Raw genomic sequence first — 21048 nt, 5'->3', positions numbered from 1 at the left:
CGTCATTGCTGTAAAGGTCAGATAATTCGGTAACAGAATTAGCTTTAAAGAATAAAGCTAAAAGTTATGCGGAATATAAACAACGATCTTACTCTAAAACGTAATTACCTTAGTAAGTACCGATTTTTAATCAGCGAATATGAGCAGGTAAAGCGAGGAGAGCATCCTATCTTTAAGTTCGCTAAAGACTTCTATTTGGCCCATGATACAGATCCGAGAAGTTTCTTAAAGTATTATAACCGGTTCAAGCAGTCAGGCAATGAGTTGGACCTGCTGCCTGCCAAACGCGGGCCTAAGTATCGTACACGGCGCCCTGCTCCCGAAGATGAACAGCAAGTACTCGATCTTCGGTTGCGGGGCTGCAATAAGTTTGAGATAGCCGACCAGTTTAAGCAAAAAGCTAATAACTTTACACCATCGCCTTCAGGCGTATACAACATTCTGAAACGGCACAACAAGAACCGTTTAACTGTCGCAGATAAAGAAGTAAAGAGAAAGATTATTAAGGAACGTATGGGTCAGTTAGGGCATATCGACTGTCATCACCTGAGTAAAAGCGTGATTAGAGGGCAAAATAGGAAGCTGTACCTGCTTTGCGTATTGGACGACTATTCCCGCCTGGCCTGGGCGCAGGTAATGGAGGACATCACCGCACTTACCACCATGTTCACTGCCTTGCAGTGTATGCAAGCACTTAAACGGGAGTTCGGCATCCAGTTCGAAGAGATTATCGCCGATAATGGTCCCGAGTTTGGCCCTGCCATTAGTCAGAATAAACGCAATCATCCTTTTGAGCGAATGTTAATAGAAACCGGTATCAAGCGCCGATATATGCAGCCTTACCGTCCGCAGACCAATGGCAAGGTCGAACGATTCTGGCGAACACTTAAAGAAGACCTGATCGAAGATACAGACTTTGACAGTTTTGAAGAACTCGAAGACGAACTGCTTAAATATCTCGTTTACTATAACTGGGAAAGGCCGCATCAAGGTATTAATGGCAAAAAACCTATCGATATGGTCTCCCTAAACAACAAAAAATAAATACCTAATTTTGTTACCGAATTACTAAACCCTTACAATTGCGAGGAACGAAGCAATCTCTACGTAAGCTAATCAGCTATGAAAATCCCATACACGGCCGGTTAATTCGGGCGTTACGCCGACGTATAAAACCTTATTAAGCTTATTGGTCATGATGTTAAGCGCCTCGTTGAAAAACCATATTGCAAATTAAATAATTTGTCTGATACGCTAAAAAATGAAATTCCGTTTAGTTGAATGTCCTATGTAGAGATTGCTTCGTTCCTCGCAATGACGCTCGGGGTATGGGGTGCCCAATGGCTGGGCCCAATGGCTGGCGCAAGTATGCAGCGGTGGCAAGCGGGCAAGCGTACTTGTGCCATTATTATTACCTGCCTATTTGTATAGGCACAAGTACACCGCGCTTTTGGCTAACCCTGCATACTTGCGCCAGCGGGGGGGGAACTAAATTTTATAACTTTCTAAAGCTGCCGAATTTTCAATTAAAGTTTTATAATGCTCCATTAAAGGGATGATATTCTCATGTACAATTAGGTAATCTTCATATGAAATATCTCTATATGTACCATGAGCTATATCATTACGTGGCTCTACAAGTTTTTTATCTAAAAAATTCTCTTTAGCTGCAAATTGTGTTTTATCAAGGCCTAAAGAAAGCAAAATGTCACTTAAAACCCCAAATCGTAAATTGGCTTTGGTATCAATAATATCTCGCTCGAAAAATTTCGCTGGTTTATCTCTTTGGAAAAGTAATTCATCTATGAGAGTAACACATTCCTGCACGGCTTTGCCTTTGTTTAATTGTCTTTGAAATGCTAAAGCGACAAAATTAGTTTTCAATGAATTTAAAGGGATTTTTCTCATAGAAATGTAGTTAATAAACAACGAAGAAGCTGATTTAATAAATCCCTCCCAATGGGCATAACTTAATGCAATTCCTCCTCGACATAAGGGAATAACTATAGTAGAATTAATATTTCTATCTACAGTGAGTTTATAATCAACCAATTCTTTTTTACGCCAAGAAATTTCAGAATCTATACTAGATTCTAATTCATTAAGCGTTCTGACCTTCATTAAAAATTTTCCGTCCTATAGAAATTGTTTTTGGAAGTCTTCCTGACGCACTAAAACCTTTCCAAGATATTCCATCAGTATTGATTTTGTCCCAACAAGCAATTATTCTACTAAGAATCTCTTTGGGGTGACTTTCCCAATAATCAATGTTATTAGCAAGATTTAGTGCCACCATTTCAAATGCCGATACTATAAAGCCTCCATAAAAAGAACCCTTAGTTGTGTTGTAGCGTTTAAATGCATCGTCTCCAACATGGTCTTTAATAAGTGTAAATGTTCTTTTAAACAATGATTCAACATCAAGCCAATTATTGAAATTTTCTTCAAAATAATTAACAATTTTTTCGTCCAAATAATTACTAAGATCAACGATTCCACTTAAAACCGAAATGTCAGCATTTTTTAATACAAGAAATCGGGTTACCAAATCTTTTTCATATTGTTCCTCTAAATTTTTGTCGGATATATTAATAGAGTTCAAGAAAGGTTCGAATTCTGCTAATGTTTTAAGTTTATCAAAGTAAGATGGATTGCTCATTACTAATAAGCAATTTCTAACTTCTTGAGGTGTAAGAGAACTGCCACCTGTATTCAATCTTTGAAATAACTCGTATTTGCTACTATTGTCACTTTCTTTTTGTACTATCACAAATGATAAGCGACTTCTTTTAAAATATCGCTGTTGGGCTTCTGTGAATGAATCTGTTACGCCTAGCGCCCATGTTTTATTTTCCAAAGATGGCAAAAAAGTTGTTTTTTGTAATTTCAAGGGCGACTTCGGCTTGCCGTTCTCATCTTTTAAATATCCGGTAAATTCAAGTATAGTAGATAAACGCTGTAGGCCGTCAACTACATCCCATACTCCATCTTCTCGTTGTGCAACAAATATTGAAGGTATAGGAATGTTTAATAATACTGATTCAATAAGTCTGGATTTTTGATAATCAGTCCAGCGATAAAATCGTTGAAATTCAGGATGGATATCAAGATCGCCATCTGCATACATGCTCATCATCTCACCTATGGACATTCCGAGATTTTCTGTATGTATTTCTTTCGATCTTTGTTCGATTTCTTCTTGTAGTGCCATTAGGTCTAATTTGGTAATTACAATATTATTGTTACGATTTAAAAGTAGTTTTTTATTTTGAAAATATATCGTATTTGTCAATAATAAACAGATTGAAATACGTTTTCAGTTAAAGCTTGGACGATCAATCACCCCGCTGTCCGTAGTATTCCAATAACGCTGTCCGAACGCCTCTGACTTCGGACAATTATGCATGTAGTCTGCAACTACAGTACGCAAAGCCTATATTAAAGCATTAGCGCGCGGTCTATTTATAGGTGAAAGCACAATAGTCCGAAGACTATTTACATAGCGGTCCGAAGTCGGAGACATTCGGACAGCGGAGGGGAATGGGTATATGGCCGTTACTGCCTGGTAAAGCGTCCACGCTTTAGCAGGCGGTAATCAATCATCTACGAAATCCAAAAATCACCCTAAATCAGCGGTTCAACCGTTTCACCAACCTGAACACCGTAACGTACGATATCCCCATTTCGGTAGCAATGGCGCGCAGGGTATGGCCCTGGCTGTGCAGTTGGGTTATGCGGTCCTCGGTGGCTTTGCGGTGCTGTTCGGTATAGTGCAGCAGGTGGGCGGTCTCGGCATCGTTGGTGGTAAACTCAAAGTGTAAAAAGTTATAGGGCTTTATCATGCGGCACAGGCACACATTATCGTAGCCGTAAACCTGACTGCCGCTGCGTTGTTTAATCTGCTTAAGGTAACGCATACCGGCGCTGGTTTGGCTTTCGCCAATGGCAAAGGCGCTGTCGGCAAAATTGATGAGCATTTTGCTGCCTTGCAAATCATTACGGCTTATGGGTTTTGCGGGGTTGCGCTTGGGCGTATGCGCCAGCACCAATATAGACAGGCCGTACCTGTGCTTAATGGCCTGTAGCTTACTCATCAGGTTTACGGCACTGGCAGCAGCCTCGGTACCGCTGCGCAGGCAGGTAATGTTATCAATAATGAGGATGCGGGCGCCGCTGGTTACCAATACATTTTCGATAGCGTTGTTGAGGTAATCGGCATAGCTGGCAAATTTGCGTGCGCCATCCGCATCGGGGTTAAAAACAAGGCGGGTAAAACCGGGGCCAAAGTTATAATTACCGTAAACGTCGCTGCTATATCGTTTTCTAAACTGCGCGGCGCTCAACTCAAAGTCAAAGTACAGCACTTTTTCGGGCTTGCTTGCCGCTCCAAAGCCGGGTATGGGCTCGCCCCTGCTCAGGCTATCGCCAATTTGCACCGCCAATATGGATTTACCCACGTTGGTATCGGCAAACATAATGCATAACTCGCCCCGGTACCAAAAATCGCCAAACAGCGTGGCTGTGGCATCCTGGCTATCGTTGGGTGTTTGCAGCCAGTCGGCCGCGGGTTTCATAATAAAGGCATCCCTGCTATCGGCGGGGCTTCGCAAAAGTTCATCCAATTGGTTGTTTTGTTTGGTGGTTAACGGTTTGCGCGCCATAGAGCGGATCAGCTCAATCTCTATCGGCCGCGCCGACGAGTGCGCGGGTGTGTTGTAATTATTCATGATTTGCAAAGATTTTATGCAAGATACCCAGCCCGGCGCACAGTAGTGGTGACACTAGTTTGTCAGTACCCTGCAAATAGCCTTGTTACACCACCAAAAAACATCGCGGAAATCTTATTACACCACTTCCAAAAGTACCAAATTGCAATTTACTGATAATCATCACAATAATTAAATTTTCCACTTAAAGAAACAGACGAATAAGTTGTTACATTTTGTTACATCACTTTTTTATAGTTTGTTTATTATCAATATGTTAAGTCGAAATCTTGTTACACTTGTTACATTTTGTTACACATTTTCGTGAAACAAAGGGGGGTGATTTTAAAGATGGGTGATTGAAGATTAAAGATTGCCTGGCGCATTACAAAGCGATAAGCAACTGTTTTAAAGATTGGTTACTAAAGATTAAAGATTAGTCCTGGCGCGTGACAAAGCGATAAGCAACCAATCTCTAATCACCAATCTTTAATCTTCACCTCCTGAAAATAAATCACACCCCACTCAAACAACTCCACCAAAAAAGTGTTTAGTTTCCTATACAAATCCTATATTAGTAACGTTACCATAACTTATCATTGAATAAACACACACATGGCTAAAATTTTGATTATTGACGATGAGCGGGCAATCCGCAACACCCTGCGCGAAATACTGGAATATGAAGAATACGAGGTGGAAGACGTAGACAATGGCATTGACGGGTTAGAACTGATCCGTAAAAATGACTACGACCTTATCCTCTGCGATATAAAAATGAGCCGTATGGACGGCTTGGAGGTGTTAAGCGAGGGTTTAGCTATTAAGCCAGATCTTCCCTTCATCATGATATCGGGCCACGGTACGGTTGAAACCGCTGTTGAGGCCAGCAAAAAAGGGGCGTTCGATTTTATATCTAAACCGCCAGATCTTAATCGCCTGCTAATTACCGTACGTAACGCGCTGGACCGCGGAAGCCTGGTTGTTGAAACCAAGGTGTTAAAACGCAAGGTATCTAAAGTGCGCCCCATTTTAGGCGACTCCGTTCCTATCGCTAAAATAAAAGAAACCATAGAGCGTGTTGCCCCTACTGATGCACGGGTATTAATAACCGGCGCAAACGGCAGTGGCAAGGAGCTGGTGGCCCGCTGGCTGCACGAAAAATCAAACCGTGCTAACGCGCCCCTAATTGAAGTTAACTGCGCGGCTATCCCGTCGGAGTTAATTGAAAGCGAATTATTTGGTCACGAGAAGGGTTCATTTACGTCGGCCATTAAACAGCGTATCGGCAAGTTTGAATCTGCATCAGGCGGTACGCTTTTTATGGATGAGATTGGCGACATGAGCCTGTCGGCACAGGCAAAAGTATTGCGCGCCCTACAGGAAAATAAAATAACCCGCGTTGGCGGCGAAAAAGAAATAGAAGTTGATGTACGCGTTGTAGCGGCAACCAACAAGGACCTTTTAAAAGAGATAGAGGCTGGTAATTTCCGTATGGACCTTTACCATCGCCTAAGTGTTATTTTGATACACGTACCACCATTGACTGAACGTAAGGACGATATAACGCTGCTTACCCAAAGTTTCTTAGAAGAAATATGCAGCGACTATAGCATGCCGCTTAAAAAGATATCAGATGGTGCCTTAGAGGCACTGAGAGCTTTACCGTGGACAGGTAATATACGTGAGCTTAGAAATATGGTAGAGCGCCTGATCATCCTGAGTGATAAAACTATTACCGAGGAAGACGTTAAGGCTTTTGCCAACCCGTCGGCACCGGCGCCTGCTTCAAGCGAAGCTGCTGCCCCGCAAACAGATTTTAACCAGTTTAAAAACTTCCAGGAATATAAAGATTTTGCCGAACGGGAATACATCAAATTTAAGCTGGAAAAAAACAACTGGAACGTATCAAAAACCGCAGATGATATTGATATACAACGTAGCCACCTTTACAGCAAAATAGAGAAATACGGATTGAAAAGAGGCGAATAAAATAATGAGTAATTGATTGAATGTGAATGAGTGATTTTTTATTCGCAGTCTTTTAATTTTGTAACAGTTGCAGTTAAACCGTATCTTAGTTATAGAATAAAATCAAACTCCATATTTATTCATCAAACCAAACAAACCATGAAAAAATTATCATTTGTAATTGTTTTATTAACTATTACCTGCACTTCTGTTTTTGCGCAGCTAACCAAAGAACAGGCTATTGGCGAATGGAAACGTGCCAAGGTTTACACAAAAGCCTATTTAGATGCTATGCCTGCAGATGGCTACACTTTTAAAGCAACACCCGAGGTACGCACCTTCGCACAACAAATGCTGCATTTAGCAGATGCTAATTATTATTTTCTTTCGGTAGCAAGCGGTAAAGAAAGTCCGTTAGGTAAATCGTCTGCAGAAAAAACTGTAGCACAAACTAAGGATGCTACCACAAAAGCAGTTATGGACAGCTATGATTTTTGCATCACTGCCCTGGAAAGCATTCCTGTAGACAAAATGCAGGAAACAGTAACGGCCGAAGGAATGAAAACACCTAAAGCATTAATATTAGCTAAAGCGTTTGAGCACCAAACCCATCACCGCGGGCAAACAACCGTTTACCTGCGTTTAAAAGGTGTAAAACCTCCTGCAGAAATGCTATTTTAAGTAAAGAATAAAATAACTAATTTTATTAAAGACTTACTGAGTTGAAACTTAGTAAGTCCTTTTAATTTTATACAATTACTAATTTATCAGCTTATGAAAACCGACACCTACACCAAAATTGTACTGACCATTATTGCCATAGCATTAACAGCTAATTTATTTAAAGGTATTATTACACCTGCAATGGCCGATAGCCGGCATTATGTCTCTATCCCGGTTAATGCGGATGGAACCATAAATGTTAATATAAAACATGCAGATGGCCCTATGGATGTTAAAATAAAAGATGTTGATCCGTATGCTTTCAGGAACGTATCGCCTATACCGGTAAGATCTAATTAAAGATTTAATTGGAATTTGCTAATATTTTTAGCAAATTTGCTAGGTGAATCAAAATAGTGTTGAAGTAAAGACCGAATCGCGGGTGCTGTTTATTGATATGAACAGCTACTTTGCCCGTTGCGAACAGCAAGCCAACTATTGGCTGCGCGGCAGGCCGGTAGGCGTTTGTGTTTATACCGGCAAATATGGCTGTGTTATTTCCTTGTCGACAGAGGCTAAAGAACGCGGTTTAAAGGCAGGAATGCGTTTAAATGATGCCATGGCTGTTTGTCCTGATCTGGTTCCGGTAGAGAGCAACCCTGCCCGCTACCGCGAGTATCATACCAAGATCATTAACCTGTTACTCACCTACTGCAAAGATGTAGTTGCCAAAAGTATTGACGAAGCTATCATCAACCTGGGTCATTATAATCATCTTGACCCTTTAACTATAGCCAAACAAATAAAACAAGATATTTTAGACAATGTTGGCGATTGGCTTACCTGCTCGATTGGCATAGCCCCTAACGCTTTCCTGGCCAAACTGGCATCTGTACGCGGTAAGAAGACGGATGGATTGTTAATGATCACCCACCAAAACATTGATGATGTTTTACGGCCATTGAAACTGGGCGATATGCCCGGCATAGGGGCTAATATGAGCTACAGACTGGAGCGTGCCGGTATAAATACACCGCTCCAGATGCGCTATGCGGGGCCTGATAAGTTAAAGTCGATTTTTAAAGGCATTGAGGGTATTTACTGGCATTATCGCCTAAATTTTATTGAAACCAATATTGCAGCGCATGATTACCGCGGCATGCAGGCCATGCGGCAGATATCAAAAGAAAAAAGGCAGCACATAAGTTATATCGATCAGCTATTCATGACGCTTTGCCTAACGTTGGAAAAGCGCATGGTGAGCCATAAATTTTATTGTAAATCGGTAGGTTTTACGGCAAGGTATGAAGACGGTACCCGCTGGGATGATGCCTTTACCATTACTACGCCTGTGCAGGATGCAATCAGCCTGATGCAGATGATACGCATACGGGTAGATAAGTTTGAAAAACTAACCGGAACAGGGCCCATTTTTAATACCGAAATAAATAGCATGCGGGTAGCCATTACCAACTTTGTAAATAACGGCAACATGCTTTATAGCTTATTTGAAGATATGGACCGCAAAGAAACCGCGCTAAAAGCCATGCACGAGATCAAGAATAAATTTGGCTCTGATAAGTTGGTACGTGCTATTGAAATGACCGATGGCAAAGTGATAAAAGATGTGATCGGCTTTGGCTCGGTAAAGGATTTGACGGAATTGGATTATAAAGCATAATAATTATGCTTTCATTTATGTTCATAAATACGCCTCAGCGCCTTTAATTGCTCCATTCCATCATAGGGCGACAGATCGGGATATTCTTCTTTTAATCTGTAAAAACTACAGGTACTTATCTGGATGTGCCCATCTTTTAGATAACCAAAAACGAGTAATTCCTCACTTAATTTTGGAGCAGGTCTCTCAAGGATTATTAAAATCCTGAATATTCAACACCATTGTGGTACTTCCCTTAAATAATTCTTTTACCTGAATTTTAATATCGCGATCCTCGCGGGAGTTATCTGTAGCAGGATCAATACGCTCAACTTTTACCAAGGCAACAAAATCATACGTTTTAAGGTTTTCCTTATTTTTTATTGGTGATATAATCAGGCACTCGCACCCCGTGACGCCAATAGCGTTCAATAAAAATGCGAACGTTAATAATATTCTCATGCTGGCAGAAGTGGTTTAATAATTATTAGCAATGTAGCTAAATCCTTTTAAACCATACTAATTTATCGCCCAAAAAAGCTATTTTTGCGACTGAATGAAGCACATACGCAATTTTTGTATAATAGCACATATTGACCACGGAAAAAGTACGCTTGCCGATAGGTTATTAGAATATACCAACACCATAACCCAACGCGAAAGCCAGGCACAACTGCTTGACGATATGGATTTGGAGCGTGAGCGTGGTATAACTATAAAGAGCCATGCCATACAAATGGATTATGAGCTTGACGGGCAGAAATATATCCTGAACCTGATTGACACACCGGGCCACGTTGATTTTTCGTACGAAGTATCCCGCTCCATAGCTGCCTGCGAGGGCGCTTTGCTTATAGTGGATGCCGCGCAGGGTATACAGGCGCAAACCATATCCAACCTTTATTTAGCTTTAGAGAACGACCTGGAGATTATCCCGGTGCTAAACAAAATGGACCTGCCAGGCGCTATGCCCGAGGAGGTTAAGGATCAGATTGTGGAGTTGATAGGTTGTAAACGCGAGGAAATTTTAGCCGCATCCGGCAAAACAGGTTTAGGTGTGCATGATATTTTACGCGCCATTGTTGAGCGTGTCCCCGCCCCTGTTGGCGATCCGGAAGCACCTTTACAGGCGTTGATATTCGATTCGGTTTATAACTCGTTCCGCGGTATTGTAGCTTATTTTAAAGTTGTTAACGGCGAAATACGCAAAGGCGACCGTGTGAAATTTTTCGCTACCGAAAAGCAATATATAGCTGAAGAAGTTGGCACGCTAAAGCTAAAGCAATTACCAAAAGACGTAATTAAAACCGGCGATGTTGGTTATATCATATCAGGTATTAAGGAATCGCGCGAGGTTAAAGTTGGCGATACCATAACTACCATTGCACGTCCATGCGAAGGTGGAATACAAGGTTTTGAAGAAGTAAAACCAATGGTGTTCGCGGGTATTTACCCGGTTGATACCGAGGACTATGAAGAATTGCGCGAATCGATGGCTAAACTGCAGTTAAACGATGCTTCACTGGTTTTTGAGCCGGAATCATCCGCGGCTTTAGGTTTTGGTTTCCGTTGCGGTTTCCTGGGCATGCTGCACATGGAAATTATCCAGGAGCGGTTAGAGCGTGAATTTGATATGACGGTAATTACCACCGTACCCAACGTATCATACCTTGCTTACTCCACCAAAGGCGAAGAAATTATTGTAAATAACCCATCTGATCTGCCCGATCCAAGTAAAATTGATCGTGTAGAAGAGCCATATATTAAAGCTACCATCATTACCAAATCAGAATTTGTTGGGTCGGTAATGTCGCTTTGTATACAGAAACGTGGGTTTATAAAAAACCAGTCGTACTTAACATCTGATCGTGTTGAACTGGTGTTTGAAATGCCGATGGGCGAGATTGTATTTGATTTTTATGATAAACTAAAAACCATATCGAAAGGTTACGCATCGTTTGATTATCACCAGATAGGTTACCGTACAAGTGATTTGGTGCGTTTGGATATTAAATTGAATGCAGAACCGGTTGATGCCTTATCGTCATTGATATTCAGGGGTAACTCTTATGATTTTGGCAAAAAGATATGCGAAAAGCTGAAAGAGCTTTTACCGCGCCAGCAATTCGAGATCATTATACAGGCATCAATAGGTGCCAAAATCATTGCCCGTGAAACGGTTAAAGCCCTGCGTAAGGATGTTACCGCCAAATGTTATGGTGGTGATATATCGCGTAAGCGTAAGCTGTTAGAGAAACAGAAAAAAGGCAAGAAACGCATGCGCCAGGTGGGTAACGTAGAGATACCTCAGAGCGCGTTTATGGCGGTTTTGAAATTAGATTAGATATAGGGCATTGTTTCGATCGTCATTGCGAGGACCGAAGCAATCTCTACACATGCTAATCAAACAGGAAAAATTATTTTAATGGCGAAAGCCCTATTTATAAAATTGCGTACAAGCCTACCTCTTTAGAGATTGCTTCGGTCCTCGCAATGACGCTTTAATAGTAAATACATGCAGCTCTTAGACGGAAAATACGTATCAGAAAAACTTAAAATTGAAATAGCTAACGAAGCGGCTAAAATTTTAGCGCAAACCGGGCGCAAGCCACACTTGGTGGCCGTTTTGGTTGGCCATGATGGCGGCAGCGAAACCTATGTTGCCAGCAAGATAAAAAACTGCGAAAACGTAGGCTTTAAATCAAGCTTAGTACGTTATGAAGATACCGTTACTGAGGAAGAACTGCTTAAAAAAGTAGAAGAGTTAAATGCTGATGCTGATATTGACGGCATTATTGTTCAGCTACCCCTGCCCAAACATATCGACCCTGAAAAAGTAACGGAACGCATAGACTACCGTAAGGATGTGGATGGCTTTCACCCTGTTAATTTGGGCCGCATGCAGCGTAATCTACCATCTTTTATACCGGCTACACCTTATGGTATTACTTTGATGCTAAAAGAATACGGCATTGAAACACAAGGCAAGCATTGCGTGGTAGTTGGCCGCAGTAATATTGTAGGTTCGCCTATGAGCATTTTGATGGCGCGGAACACCTATCCGGGTAACTGCACGGTAACTATTTGCCATAGCCGTACACCTGATATTAAAAACTTTACTTTACAGGCTGATATTCTGATTGTAGCTATCGGTAAAAAGAATTTTATTACTGCCGATATGGTAAAAGATGGAGTGGTAGTGATAGATGTAGGTATGAACAGGGAAACATCAACCGTAACCAAATCTGGCTTTAAGCTTTATGGCGATGTTGATTTTGAAAACGTGGCCCCTAAATCATCATGGATAACCCCGGTACCCGGTGGTGTTGGTTTGATGACTATTATAGGGTTGCTGAAAAACACTTTGGCTTCGGCTAAGAAAGAGGTTTACTCTTAACCCTCGTGTCATTTCGAGCATAGCGAGAAATCTATACATAGCCAGGTAATTAGCCATGTGGAACTATAATTTTTGCGTATACATTACCACCAATCCCATCAAAACAGTATTGTATGTAGGCGTGACTAATGATCTCAATAGACGCATACAAGAACACACCGAAAACAAAGGCAACAAAAACTCATTTGCCGGAAAATATTATTGCTATAATCTTATCTATTATGAGCATTTTTCAGATATCAATTTTGCGATACAACGGGAGAAGGAAATAAAGAAGTGGAGCAGAAAAAAGAAAATGTCACTAATAGAATCTTTTAATCCTGAATGGAAGTTTTTAAATGAGGCAATTAATGAAGAATGACGAATTTGTCATTTCGAGCATAGCAAGAGATCTATACATTGATAGTTATCCGCTTAGCGCGTGTATAGATCTCTCCCGTTGGTCGAGATGACAAAAGGGACTTTATTTGAATGCGTTTCTGACTTTCTCCAAAAAAGAAGTGATACCAATATAAATACCATCTTCCCGAATCTCTACCGGATAAGTATCCACATAATCATTTTGACCCGGGTCGCCTTTACCTGTGTGGATATCATAAGCATAACGATGAATAGGGCATATCAATTTCCCATCCTTGCACCATCCGCCGCTTAACTCACCACCCGCATGCGGGCAAATTGCTGCCAGTGCATATATTTCACCCTCATAGCCAACTAAACAAATACCCTTGCCGTTAACTTTTACCTTTTTAATAAATGGATTTTTAGTATACTGAATATCAGGTACTTTATACCAGGTCATATCAATTAAAAATCGATCTTCAAATTCATCACCGTAGGGTCTTTAATGGCATCGTCCATAGTAGTTATCAGGGTAACTCTTTTCCGGTCTGCCGATACAATCGCTTTAGGATTATTTACTTTTTTTACCGGTTTGGCAAAATTTAGTATCACCTTGTAGGGCATATCTATCAGCATGGCTTTTGCCATAACTAAGGTGGTTTGGGTCTTTTTTAAAAACGCGTTAAACTTCACCTTATCAACTATGCGATAAAATTTATGCGGTGTAACTTCGTAGGAATAGTAATCCTGCCCGGCAACCAGTTGCTGCGCGTTAAAAGCACGTACCGGGTCGCTGTTTTTGGTAACCGCGCTCAGCTGGTTATTCATAGATATTTTTGAAAGATGCTTCAGGTAATATTCCAGGTCGGCAGAATTTTTTGCCAGGTGGCTAATGCTCATCTTCATAATGTTCTTTTTCAGATCCATTTTAATAGATAAGCTGCTGCTCTTGGCCATATTGGTTTCATCTATATTCAGCTTCCGCTCAATGCTATCTGGTAAAGCTGTATAGAAGTTAAGCGTAGTATCCTTCACCACGTTAAACTGCGGGGTTGCTTTAACAGAATCAGACATTAAATTCATAAACACAGATACCGCCCGCCCCATATCAAACCCATACACTACATTACATGACCCATCCAGCTTAAAGTCATAATGCTCCTCAATATCCACGCATGACGTGAAACAGAGCGTTACAGAAAGAAGCATTAAGATGTAGCGTTTCTTCATTATATCAAATATAACTGTTTGAGGTGAAAGGTAAAAGGTTTTAGAATGATTAAATCAGGTCTTTCTTTATTAAGTCATACTTTTATAGCTTTCCGCTTTTAGCTTTCTGCTTTCAGCCCAAAAGCCTACCTTTGCACCCTATTATGGCACACCAGGTTCCGGAAGACGGCACATTGCTTCCTTTAATGGAAGAATTTTATACGATACAGGGAGAAGGATATCATACCGGTAAAGCTGCCTATTTTATCCGTTTGGGCGGATGTGATGTTGGCTGCCATTGGTGCGATGTTAAAGAAAGTTGGGATGCCGAACTGCACCCGCTTACTGCTGCTGATAAGATAGTTGAGAACGCCATACTTTACCCCGGCAAGGCTGTGGTTGTTACCGGTGGCGAGCCATTGATTTATAACTTGGATTACCTTACCGCACAGCTGCAAGAAAAAGGCATCAAAACCTTTATTGAAACATCAGGCGCCTACCCCCTTTCGGGCCATTGGGATTGGATATGCTTGTCGCCTAAAAAATTCAAGGCGCCAATGGCGAACGTGGCAAAGCATGCCAACGAGTTGAAAGTAATTATATTTAATAAATCGGACTTTTTATTTGCCGAGCAGCATGCCGGATTAGTACCTGAAGGTTGCAAGCTTTATTTACAGCCTGAATGGTCAAAGTCAAAAGAAATGATCCCGCTTATTGTTGACTATGTAATGAATAATCCAAAATGGGAAATATCATTACAAACCCATAAGTATTTAAATATTCCTTAATAATTGTAACTTAGAATATTAACTATACTATCAGCAGAAATGAAAAGTACTATTCTGTTTTTTTTATTGCTTTTATTATCTGTTTCCACCTTCGCCCAGGCCCAGTACAGTACCACCAATAAAGAAGCTATAAAGAATTTCGCGTTAGCTAATCAAAGTATTGATGAGCACATGTATGACCAGGCTATTACACAACTACAAAAAGCTATTGCAGAGGATGCTGGTTTTATAGAGGCACATGCTCAGTTAGGTGATATGATGCACCTGCAGCGTAATAATGTCGGCGCCATACAAGAATTTAATAAAATTATTGCCTTAAACCCTGATTTTAGCCGTGCTGTTTATCTTAAAGTTGGTGATATTGAAATATCTGAGGCTATGTACTCCGATGCCCTAAAACACGTGCAAAAGTATTTAACCTATACCGGCATAACAGACGAAAAGAAACGGTATGCACAAAAACTTGCAAAAGATTGCCTGTTTGCTATAGAAGCATTACAGCACCCCGTTCCGTTTAAACCCATCAACATGGGCCCAAATATCAATACCGCTAACGATGAATATTCGCCGGTAGCAACAGCTGATGATAATACCATCATATTTACACGCCAGATTAAGCGCAATGAAGACTTCTATCAAAGTAACAAGGTAAATTCTGAATGGCAAAAGGCTGTTTATTTAAGTGATAAGATCAATACACCCGATTATAATGAAGGTTCTGAATCTATCTCGCAGGATGGCAAGTTTCTGTTTTTTACAGGCTGCAACCGTCCTGACGGTCTAGGACGTTGTGATATTTATGTTGCTCAAAAAAAGGGCGACGATTGGGGTAGACCTTTTGATCTGAGTCCGCCAATAAATACTCCCGGCTGGGAATCACAACCATCTATAAGTGCTGATGGGCGCACGCTATATTTTGTAAGCAACCGCAAGGGCGGTTATGGTGGTTATGATATCTGGAAATCAACCCTTACGGCAAAGGGCTGGGGAGAGCCTGAGAACCTGGGGCCTACTATTAATACTCCTTATAATGAACAATCGCCGTTTATTCATCCGGATGACAGCACACTGTATTTTTGTTCGAACGGTTGGCCCGGCATGGGTAATCAGGATCTGTTTGTTAGTCGTTTAGGTAAAGATGGTAAATGGAAGGTGCCTCAAAATCTGGGGTATCCAATTAATACCAATGGCGACGAAAGCGGGTTATGCTTAACAGCAAATGGCAGCTATGCCTTTTTCTCGTCGAATAAATTAAGTGGTTATGGAGGATTTGATATTTATACTTTTGAAGTACCACCTAACCTGAGGCCAAATGTTGTAACCTATGTAAAAGGCTTTGTAAGCGATGCCAAAACCAAACAGCCACTGGAAGCTGCGGTAGAGATACTTGACCTGGAAAACACGAGACCTGTTTACCAGGACTACAGTTCGTTTGAAAAGGGCGATTTTTTAGCCACCATAGCATCCGGTAAAAATTATGGGTTAAATATTTCAAAGCCGGGATACTTATTTTATTCTGAAAACTTCTCGCTGGTAAAACACACTTCAGGTAATCCGTTTAATATCACGGTTTTTTTAGAACCTATTGAAGTGGGTAATAAAGTGATATTAAAGAATATATTTTTTGATACTAATAAATACGAACTGGAACCTGAATCAAGATCAGAACTGCAAAAGCTGATGGAGTTTTTAGCCTTAAATCCTACTATACATATTGAAGTATCGGGCCATACAGATAATGTAGGCAATGATGAACTTAACCAAAAACTATCAGAAAACAGGGCCAAATCTGTTTATGATTATTTGATAAGTCATAAAGTTGACCCGGCAAGACTAGTATTTAAAGGCTACGGTAAAACACAACCCATTGCACCTAACCTTACCGACGAGGACAGGGCTAAAAATCGTCGGACAGAGTTTAAGATAACGGCTAAATAAACCAAACACTAGCTAGCGGAATGCGCCTTGTGGCTCTCGAAAGGCAAATGGGCCATTAGTCTCACCGGGATAGTGAGACTAATGGCCCATGTCTCTGTGATATTTGGAATACCTGCCTTTATTTTTTAGAATTATCTCTGACCGTATTTATTTTGTTGGCCATAGCAAGCGCGCCGTTAGCTACAAATGTTGCATCTGCTCCGCATCCAATTAACCTTATTCCCGCATCCATATAAATTTGATAATCATTAACGTCAAAAATAAGTATTCCTGCTGCCTTACCTACCTTCTCGGCGGCATCAACGGTTCTTTTTAAGGCGTCTTTAAATAACGGGTGATCATACTGGCCATGAATGCCCATATCCATAGTAAGATCATTGGGGCCAATAAACAGCACGTCTATATTATCTATTGCGGCTATTGCATCCAGGTTGTTTAAAGATTCGACAGTTTCTATTTGTACGATGCCTAAAATGTCATCCTGGGCATTCTTATAGTAATCTGCAAAGTTTAGACCATATCCGGTAGCTCTAACCATCTTAGCTACTCCCCTAACCCCATGTGGCGGATAGTGCAAGCCAGCGGCTACTTCACTGGCCTCTGCTGCATTATCAATATGCGGGCACATTATACCTTCGGCGCCCATATCCAATACTTTTTGTATGCGTTGCCGTTGTGTGCTTTCAACTCTTACCAATGCTGCTGCGGGGGTGTGTTCAAGGGCCTGTAATTGGTTTAGTATGTCTCTTTCAGAACCGCCGCCATGTTCAAGATCTAATAATACCCAATCATAGCCAGACAGGCCAACAATTTCGGCAGTAATTGTGCTACCCAGGTTTAACCAACAGCCATTAAGTGTTTCGCCATTTTTAAGTCGTTTCTTTAAATTCTTCATAAATAATTAAGGTACCATAAAATAATAAACCAGGTAACAAACTAATGTCCCAATCCCAAGTAGTATAAAACCGTTTAAACGTTTCTTTTTCATAAAGCATATCATGATGATACCTGTAAGTGAAAGCAGGGTCATAAAAATAGCTGCTATGTCAATTAAATACGACCATTTTTTACCTGTATCACGCCCTTTATGCAGATCATTAATAAGGGCTATTAAACCAAGGCTGGTTTCTGTAACTTTATAATCGCCGTTATCCCTATCGATAAAGGCATCTGCGCTATACCCCGGGCCTTTAAACGATATGGTACATTGATTATCATCGATAATAAAATCGCTTACATCACCTTTAATATGATGGTTATGCTTTAATAGTTCAACTATCTCCAGTTTAGCAATTGCAGCAGTATCTTTTACTTTAACCCATTTTAACTGTACTTTGCCGGTATATTTTTGTATACTTTGCTTGCCATCGAACCATTCTGCATGGTTAAGGGTAAAGCCGGTAATTGCAAAAAACAATACAATAACAAAACTTATCATTGAAAGGTAAATATGCAACCACCGGGAAACAGATGCGGTGCGTTTTTCCCAAAGCGGTTTAGGTGGGCCTACTGCTTTTCTTTTATATAAACGGGCTTTAGGCCCTGTATTATCAGTCATTAGTTTTTCTTAGTATAATCAAGCGAGGCTGCCGCAACCTCAACATTTCCACGCAGGCTAATAGGTTTTACGGGTTTAGTAAAGTCAATTTCTTGTTTCATTAACTGGTGCGTTCCATGCTCACGGGCAACTTCTATCATAATGGTGTATGCACCAAGTTTTACAAATTCGCCTTTATCATTTTTGCCGTCCCATTTTAGCGTGTATTTTCCGGCTGGCCTTGTAGCACTTGTAGTTGAGCTTATACTACGGTCTCCCTCTGAAAACCTGGAGTAATATGTATCATACCAGCTACTTATTTCATCCAGATATTTGGGTTTTCTGTACCAAAGCGCAATGTTTCGTACGGGCCTTTTGTCTTTATCAACTACCCATACTGCAACATAAGGGCTATGTACCCGAAAATCATTTATCTCGCTCAATTCCAGTTTTATTAACAGCTCATAATTTGCATCCCATGTATTATCTGCAGGTATAATATTAGCTTTTAGATTTTGTTTGTTTAATGGAATTTCAAAATCCTTCCATCTGTTACTTTCATAGCGTTTACCATCGCTTGTTATCAGCATAAATTCGGCGTGGGGTATTGTAGCCGCTAATGCTTTACTTTCTTCGGGTGTAAGCACATTCATTGCTGTAGCCAAAGCCCCGGCATCCGTAGCGTTATCTGCTACTACAGTCACGCTGATAACTTTATCAGCCGGTAAGCCTGTGCGCGGGTCAACAATGTGCGAATGCCATTGACCATTAATTAATTCTCCACGGCGATAGTTTCCGCTGGTAGCTACTGCTTTATTGCTAATATTAAGCTTTGCTATGGGCTCATCATTTTCGGCGTCAGCTTTTGGATCACTTACCTGTATTTGTTCTGTATGTGCTCCCTGAACAACTATATCACCACCAATATTCATTACTATGCCTGTAATACCACTTTTAGCAAGAGCTGCATCACAAGCTTTATTTATTATATAGCTTTTTACAAATGAGTTTAGCATTAAAGGCGCATCATCTAAACGTAAAGCGGTTTGATCAGCCGCATTTAATTTCCAGTGAGGTTGTTTTACCTCTGCTACCGCTGCAACAAGTTCTGCATCAGTGGGCCGGGTGTTTTTTTTGCCCGCATCTGCCCATAGTTTTACAATAACCTGTGCCGATGCATCTAATGCACCGCCACTTTTGGCTTTCCATTTATCAAAAAGACTTAAAACTTCAAAAAGCTCGGGCGATACTTTTACAGCCTTTTTTTCTCCATGCAACCAACGGCTAAACTCGCTTGATGAGTTATAGCCGCTTAATATTTTATTCATCCGGTCAATCTCACTCATTGCCGCATTTTCTGCTAATTCTGCTTGTGCAGATGATAGGGCAGCTATTTTTAATTCAAAGGATGTACCTAATATATTTTCATAATTAGATATATATAATTTACTTACTTTTTTTGGCGGAACAGTTGCGCTACTGCATATAGTGACCAGTAAACAGCAAAAAGTTAAAAATGGGGATAATTTCATTTTAATTAACATATATAATTATTAAAAAATGCGATTATTAATAATTGCTAAATTAAGCAGCTAATGTTTAATTTAAGAAAGTAATAAAAAAGATACACAAAAAACTTTCAAATAATTTCGAAAGCCCCCTCAATTAATTTGATTACAATTATTTTGTATCAGGAATCAACTTATCTATTTTACCGTCTCCATAATTTAAAACATATAGGTTACTTTGTGATAATATAATATGATCAGATGCTTCGAATTAGCGAGCTATATATTTATCCTATCAAATCAATGGCAGGTATTAAAGTTGACCAGGCTTTAATAACTGACAGGGGGTTTGAATATGACCGCAGATGGATGTTGATAGATGCCTATAATCGTTTCATTTCGCAACGCGAAGTTGCTATGCTGGCCCTGCTAAATGTTAGCATTTCTACAAGCTTTTTAATGGTAGAGCATTCGTTAAACCATACTTTAATTAATATACCATTAATTCCTGTAAAACAGCAGTTTATAGCGGTAACAATATGGGATGATACATGCATAGCCCAATTGGTTAGCGATGAGGCAGATAATTGGTTTACAAATATTTTAGGAATCAACTGCAGGCTGGTATATATGCCAGACAATACCAAACGCTTTACCGATCCTCGGTATACAAATAAAGATAGCATAACCTCTTTTTCTGATGCCTATCCATTTCTGATAATTGGACAATCGTCATTAAATGATCTGAATAAAAGATTAAGTAATGCTGTACCTATGAATAGGTTTAGGCCCAATATAGTGTTCACCGGCGGTGAACCTTACCAGGAAGACATTATGAATAGTATCACCATTAATAATGTTAATTTTAATGGAGTAAAGCTTTGTGCCCGATGTAATATAATAGCTATTAACCAAAGCGACGCTTCAAGCAGTAAGGAGCCTGCCAAAACCCTTGCCTCTTATCGTACAAAAAATAATAAAATATATTTCGGACAAAATTTAATTCATACAGGCACGGGTAACATTGCAGTTGGCGACGAATTATTAGTATCTACAGTACACAATGAAGACAGATTTATTATAGCTTAAATGTAAAATGAAACCATCCATCACTATTGAATATTGCCCAAAATGCAACTGGCTTTTGCGCGCTGCTTATATGGCCCAGGAATTATTAACCACTTTTGAAGACGACCTATACGGAATAACTTTACGGCCAAGCGAAACAGCCGGGCGTTATACTATATATTTAAATGATGATATTTTGTTTGACAGAAAAGATCAGGGTCGCTTTCCGGAAATTAAAGAGTTAAAACAATTGGTAAGGGA

Annotated in this window: 21 protein-coding genes; 12 read left to right on the top strand and 9 right to left on the bottom strand. The window is 40.3% G+C overall.

Annotation, left to right across the window (positions count from 1 at the left end; genetic code table 11):
- Positions 1-66 precede the first annotated feature (66 nt).
- Positions 67-1044, top strand: a complete 978-nt coding sequence (locus tag JWP71_RS02785; protein ID WP_299496846.1) for an integrase core domain-containing protein — start codon at positions 67-69, stop codon at positions 1042-1044.
- A 444-nt stretch (positions 1045-1488) separates the two neighbouring features.
- Here the strand turns inward: JWP71_RS02785 and JWP71_RS02780 are convergent, their stop codons facing one another.
- The 3 genes from JWP71_RS02780 to JWP71_RS02770 form a co-directional block, all read right to left on the bottom strand.
- Entirely contained in the window at positions 1489-2121 is a 633-nt protein-coding gene (locus JWP71_RS02780; RefSeq protein ID WP_299496844.1) for an MAE_28990/MAE_18760 family HEPN-like nuclease, read from the bottom strand.
- A complete protein-coding gene (locus JWP71_RS02775) occupies positions 2102-3211 on the bottom strand; it encodes a DUF262 domain-containing protein (RefSeq protein WP_299496841.1) in 1110 nt (369 codons plus the stop codon). The genes JWP71_RS02780 and JWP71_RS02775 overlap by 20 nt, the downstream gene beginning before the upstream one ends.
- A 418-nt stretch (positions 3212-3629) precedes the next feature.
- On the bottom strand, positions 3630-4727 hold the full coding sequence (locus tag JWP71_RS02770) for an AAA family ATPase (RefSeq protein ID WP_299496839.1): 1098 nt from the start codon (positions 4725-4727) through the stop codon (positions 3630-3632).
- A gap of 594 nt (positions 4728-5321) precedes the next feature.
- Between JWP71_RS02770 and JWP71_RS02765 the strand changes: the two genes are divergently transcribed.
- The 4 genes from JWP71_RS02765 to JWP71_RS02750 all read left to right on the top strand — a co-directional run bounded on the left by JWP71_RS02765 (position 5322) and on the right by JWP71_RS02750 (position 9021).
- Positions 5322-6698 (top strand): sigma-54 dependent transcriptional regulator, encoded by a 1377-nt coding sequence (locus tag JWP71_RS02765; protein WP_299496837.1) that lies wholly within the window; start codon positions 5322-5324, stop codon positions 6696-6698.
- 138 nt (positions 6699-6836) lie between these two features.
- On the top strand, positions 6837-7358 hold the full coding sequence (locus JWP71_RS02760) for a DinB family protein (protein WP_299496835.1): 522 nt from the start codon (positions 6837-6839) through the stop codon (positions 7356-7358).
- Positions 7359-7451: 93 nt separating this feature from the next.
- Entirely contained in the window at positions 7452-7700 is a 249-nt protein-coding gene (locus JWP71_RS02755) for a hypothetical protein (protein WP_299496833.1), read from the top strand.
- A 43-nt stretch (positions 7701-7743) separates the two neighbouring features.
- Positions 7744-9021 (top strand): DNA polymerase IV, encoded by a 1278-nt coding sequence (locus JWP71_RS02750; RefSeq protein WP_299496832.1) that lies wholly within the window; start codon positions 7744-7746, stop codon positions 9019-9021.
- A 186-nt stretch (positions 9022-9207) separates the two neighbouring features.
- Here the strand turns inward: JWP71_RS02750 and JWP71_RS02745 are convergent, their stop codons facing one another.
- On the bottom strand, positions 9208-9462 hold the full coding sequence (locus tag JWP71_RS02745; RefSeq protein WP_299496830.1) for a hypothetical protein: 255 nt from the start codon (positions 9460-9462) through the stop codon (positions 9208-9210).
- A gap of 94 nt (positions 9463-9556) precedes the next feature.
- On the opposite strand from JWP71_RS02745, the gene lepA reads away from it, so the two are divergent.
- From lepA to JWP71_RS02730, 3 genes are all read left to right on the top strand, one after another.
- Positions 9557-11344: a translation elongation factor 4 gene (gene lepA, locus JWP71_RS02740; protein ID WP_299496827.1), complete on the top strand. Its 1788-nt coding sequence runs from the start codon at positions 9557-9559 to the stop codon at positions 11342-11344.
- 171 nt (positions 11345-11515) lie between these two features.
- The gene (locus JWP71_RS02735; RefSeq protein ID WP_299496825.1) at positions 11516-12397 is read left to right on the top strand and encodes a tetrahydrofolate dehydrogenase/cyclohydrolase catalytic domain-containing protein; all 882 of its coding nucleotides are present in this window, start codon (positions 11516-11518) and stop codon (positions 12395-12397) included.
- A 55-nt stretch (positions 12398-12452) separates the two neighbouring features.
- On the top strand, positions 12453-12758 hold the full coding sequence (locus JWP71_RS02730; protein ID WP_299496823.1) for a GIY-YIG nuclease family protein: 306 nt from the start codon (positions 12453-12455) through the stop codon (positions 12756-12758).
- Between the two features lie 102 nt (positions 12759-12860).
- Here the strand turns inward: JWP71_RS02730 and JWP71_RS02725 are convergent, their stop codons facing one another.
- Both JWP71_RS02725 and JWP71_RS02720 read right to left on the bottom strand, forming a co-directional pair.
- On the bottom strand, positions 12861-13199 hold the full coding sequence (locus JWP71_RS02725) for a Rieske 2Fe-2S domain-containing protein (RefSeq protein ID WP_299496821.1): 339 nt from the start codon (positions 13197-13199) through the stop codon (positions 12861-12863).
- Positions 13200-13204: 5 nt separating this feature from the next.
- Positions 13205-13969 carry a hypothetical protein gene (locus JWP71_RS02720; protein WP_299496819.1) on the bottom strand — a complete coding sequence of 255 codons (765 nt, stop codon included), beginning with the start codon at positions 13967-13969 and terminating at the stop codon, positions 13205-13207.
- 143 nt (positions 13970-14112) lie between these two features.
- Here JWP71_RS02720 and JWP71_RS02715 point away from each other — a divergent pair, with 143 nt between their 5' ends.
- On the top strand, positions 14113-14736 hold the full coding sequence (locus JWP71_RS02715; RefSeq protein ID WP_299496817.1) for a 7-carboxy-7-deazaguanine synthase QueE: 624 nt from the start codon (positions 14113-14115) through the stop codon (positions 14734-14736).
- A 39-nt stretch (positions 14737-14775) separates the two neighbouring features.
- Entirely contained in the window at positions 14776-16674 is a 1899-nt protein-coding gene (locus JWP71_RS02710) for an OmpA family protein (protein WP_299496815.1), read from the top strand.
- Positions 16675-16792: 118 nt separating this feature from the next.
- On the opposite strand, the gene JWP71_RS02705 is transcribed toward JWP71_RS02710, so the two are convergent.
- From JWP71_RS02705 to JWP71_RS02695, 3 genes are read right to left on the bottom strand one after another with little or no spacing between them, the layout of a single operon-like run.
- Entirely contained in the window at positions 16793-17569 is a 777-nt protein-coding gene (locus tag JWP71_RS02705; RefSeq protein ID WP_299496813.1) for an aldolase/citrate lyase family protein, read from the bottom strand.
- A gap of 6 nt (positions 17570-17575) precedes the next feature.
- Positions 17576-18232 carry a PepSY-associated TM helix domain-containing protein gene (locus tag JWP71_RS02700; protein WP_299496811.1) on the bottom strand — a complete coding sequence of 219 codons (657 nt, stop codon included), beginning with the start codon at positions 18230-18232 and terminating at the stop codon, positions 17576-17578.
- On the bottom strand, positions 18232-19743 hold the full coding sequence (locus JWP71_RS02695) for a DUF2271 domain-containing protein (protein WP_299496808.1): 1512 nt from the start codon (positions 19741-19743) through the stop codon (positions 18232-18234). Before JWP71_RS02695 ends, JWP71_RS02700 begins: the two co-directional genes overlap by 1 nt.
- Before the next feature lie 237 nt (positions 19744-19980).
- On the opposite strand from JWP71_RS02695, the gene JWP71_RS02690 reads away from it, so the two are divergent.
- Both JWP71_RS02690 and JWP71_RS02685 read left to right on the top strand, forming a co-directional pair.
- Complete coding sequence (locus tag JWP71_RS02690; protein WP_299496806.1) at positions 19981-20808, top strand: MOSC N-terminal beta barrel domain-containing protein; 828 nt, start codon at positions 19981-19983, stop codon at positions 20806-20808.
- A gap of 7 nt (positions 20809-20815) precedes the next feature.
- On the top strand, positions 20816-21048 hold a 233-nt coding region (locus JWP71_RS02685; RefSeq protein ID WP_299496804.1), incomplete at its 3' end, for an Rdx family protein.

The organism is Mucilaginibacter sp. (assembly GCF_028287845.1).
Classification (GTDB): domain Bacteria; phylum Bacteroidota; class Bacteroidia; order Sphingobacteriales; family Sphingobacteriaceae; genus Mucilaginibacter.
This window is presented reverse-complemented; position numbering and strand designations above follow the sequence as displayed.

Excerpts from the sequence above, each read along its gene's own strand:
- JWP71_RS02700 (WP_299496811.1), bottom strand. The coding sequence starts at position 18,232 with ATGACTGATAATACAGGGCCTAAAGCCCGTTTATATAAAAGAAAAGCA.
- JWP71_RS02710 (WP_299496815.1), top strand. The coding sequence starts at position 14,776 with ATGAAAAGTACTATTCTGTTTTTTTTATTGCTTTTATTATCTGTTTCC.
- JWP71_RS02725 (WP_299496821.1), bottom strand. The coding sequence starts at position 13,199 with ATGACCTGGTATAAAGTACCTGATATTCAGTATACTAAAAATCCATTT.
- JWP71_RS02770 (WP_299496839.1), bottom strand. The coding sequence starts at position 4,727 with ATGAATAATTACAACACACCCGCGCACTCGTCGGCGCGGCCGATAGAG.
- JWP71_RS02735 (WP_299496825.1), top strand. The coding sequence starts at position 11,516 with ATGCAGCTCTTAGACGGAAAATACGTATCAGAAAAACTTAAAATTGAA.
- JWP71_RS02785 (WP_299496846.1), top strand. The coding sequence starts at position 67 with ATGCGGAATATAAACAACGATCTTACTCTAAAACGTAATTACCTTAGT.
- JWP71_RS02745 (WP_299496830.1), bottom strand. The coding sequence starts at position 9,462 with ATGAGAATATTATTAACGTTCGCATTTTTATTGAACGCTATTGGCGTC.
- JWP71_RS02715 (WP_299496817.1), top strand. The coding sequence starts at position 14,113 with ATGGCACACCAGGTTCCGGAAGACGGCACATTGCTTCCTTTAATGGAA.
- JWP71_RS02730 (WP_299496823.1), top strand. The coding sequence starts at position 12,453 with ATGTGGAACTATAATTTTTGCGTATACATTACCACCAATCCCATCAAA.
- JWP71_RS02775 (WP_299496841.1), bottom strand. The coding sequence starts at position 3,211 with ATGGCACTACAAGAAGAAATCGAACAAAGATCGAAAGAAATACATACA.
- JWP71_RS02765 (WP_299496837.1), top strand. The coding sequence starts at position 5,322 with ATGGCTAAAATTTTGATTATTGACGATGAGCGGGCAATCCGCAACACC.
- JWP71_RS02705 (WP_299496813.1), bottom strand. The coding sequence starts at position 17,569 with ATGAAGAATTTAAAGAAACGACTTAAAAATGGCGAAACACTTAATGGC.
- JWP71_RS02780 (WP_299496844.1), bottom strand. The coding sequence starts at position 2,121 with ATGAAGGTCAGAACGCTTAATGAATTAGAATCTAGTATAGATTCTGAA.
- lepA (WP_299496827.1), top strand. The coding sequence starts at position 9,557 with ATGAAGCACATACGCAATTTTTGTATAATAGCACATATTGACCACGGA.
- JWP71_RS02720 (WP_299496819.1), bottom strand. The coding sequence starts at position 13,969 with ATGAAGAAACGCTACATCTTAATGCTTCTTTCTGTAACGCTCTGTTTC.
- JWP71_RS02760 (WP_299496835.1), top strand. The coding sequence starts at position 6,837 with ATGAAAAAATTATCATTTGTAATTGTTTTATTAACTATTACCTGCACT.
- JWP71_RS02690 (WP_299496806.1), top strand. The coding sequence starts at position 19,981 with ATGCTTCGAATTAGCGAGCTATATATTTATCCTATCAAATCAATGGCA.
- JWP71_RS02755 (WP_299496833.1), top strand. The coding sequence starts at position 7,452 with ATGAAAACCGACACCTACACCAAAATTGTACTGACCATTATTGCCATA.
- JWP71_RS02695 (WP_299496808.1), bottom strand. The coding sequence starts at position 19,743 with ATGAAATTATCCCCATTTTTAACTTTTTGCTGTTTACTGGTCACTATA.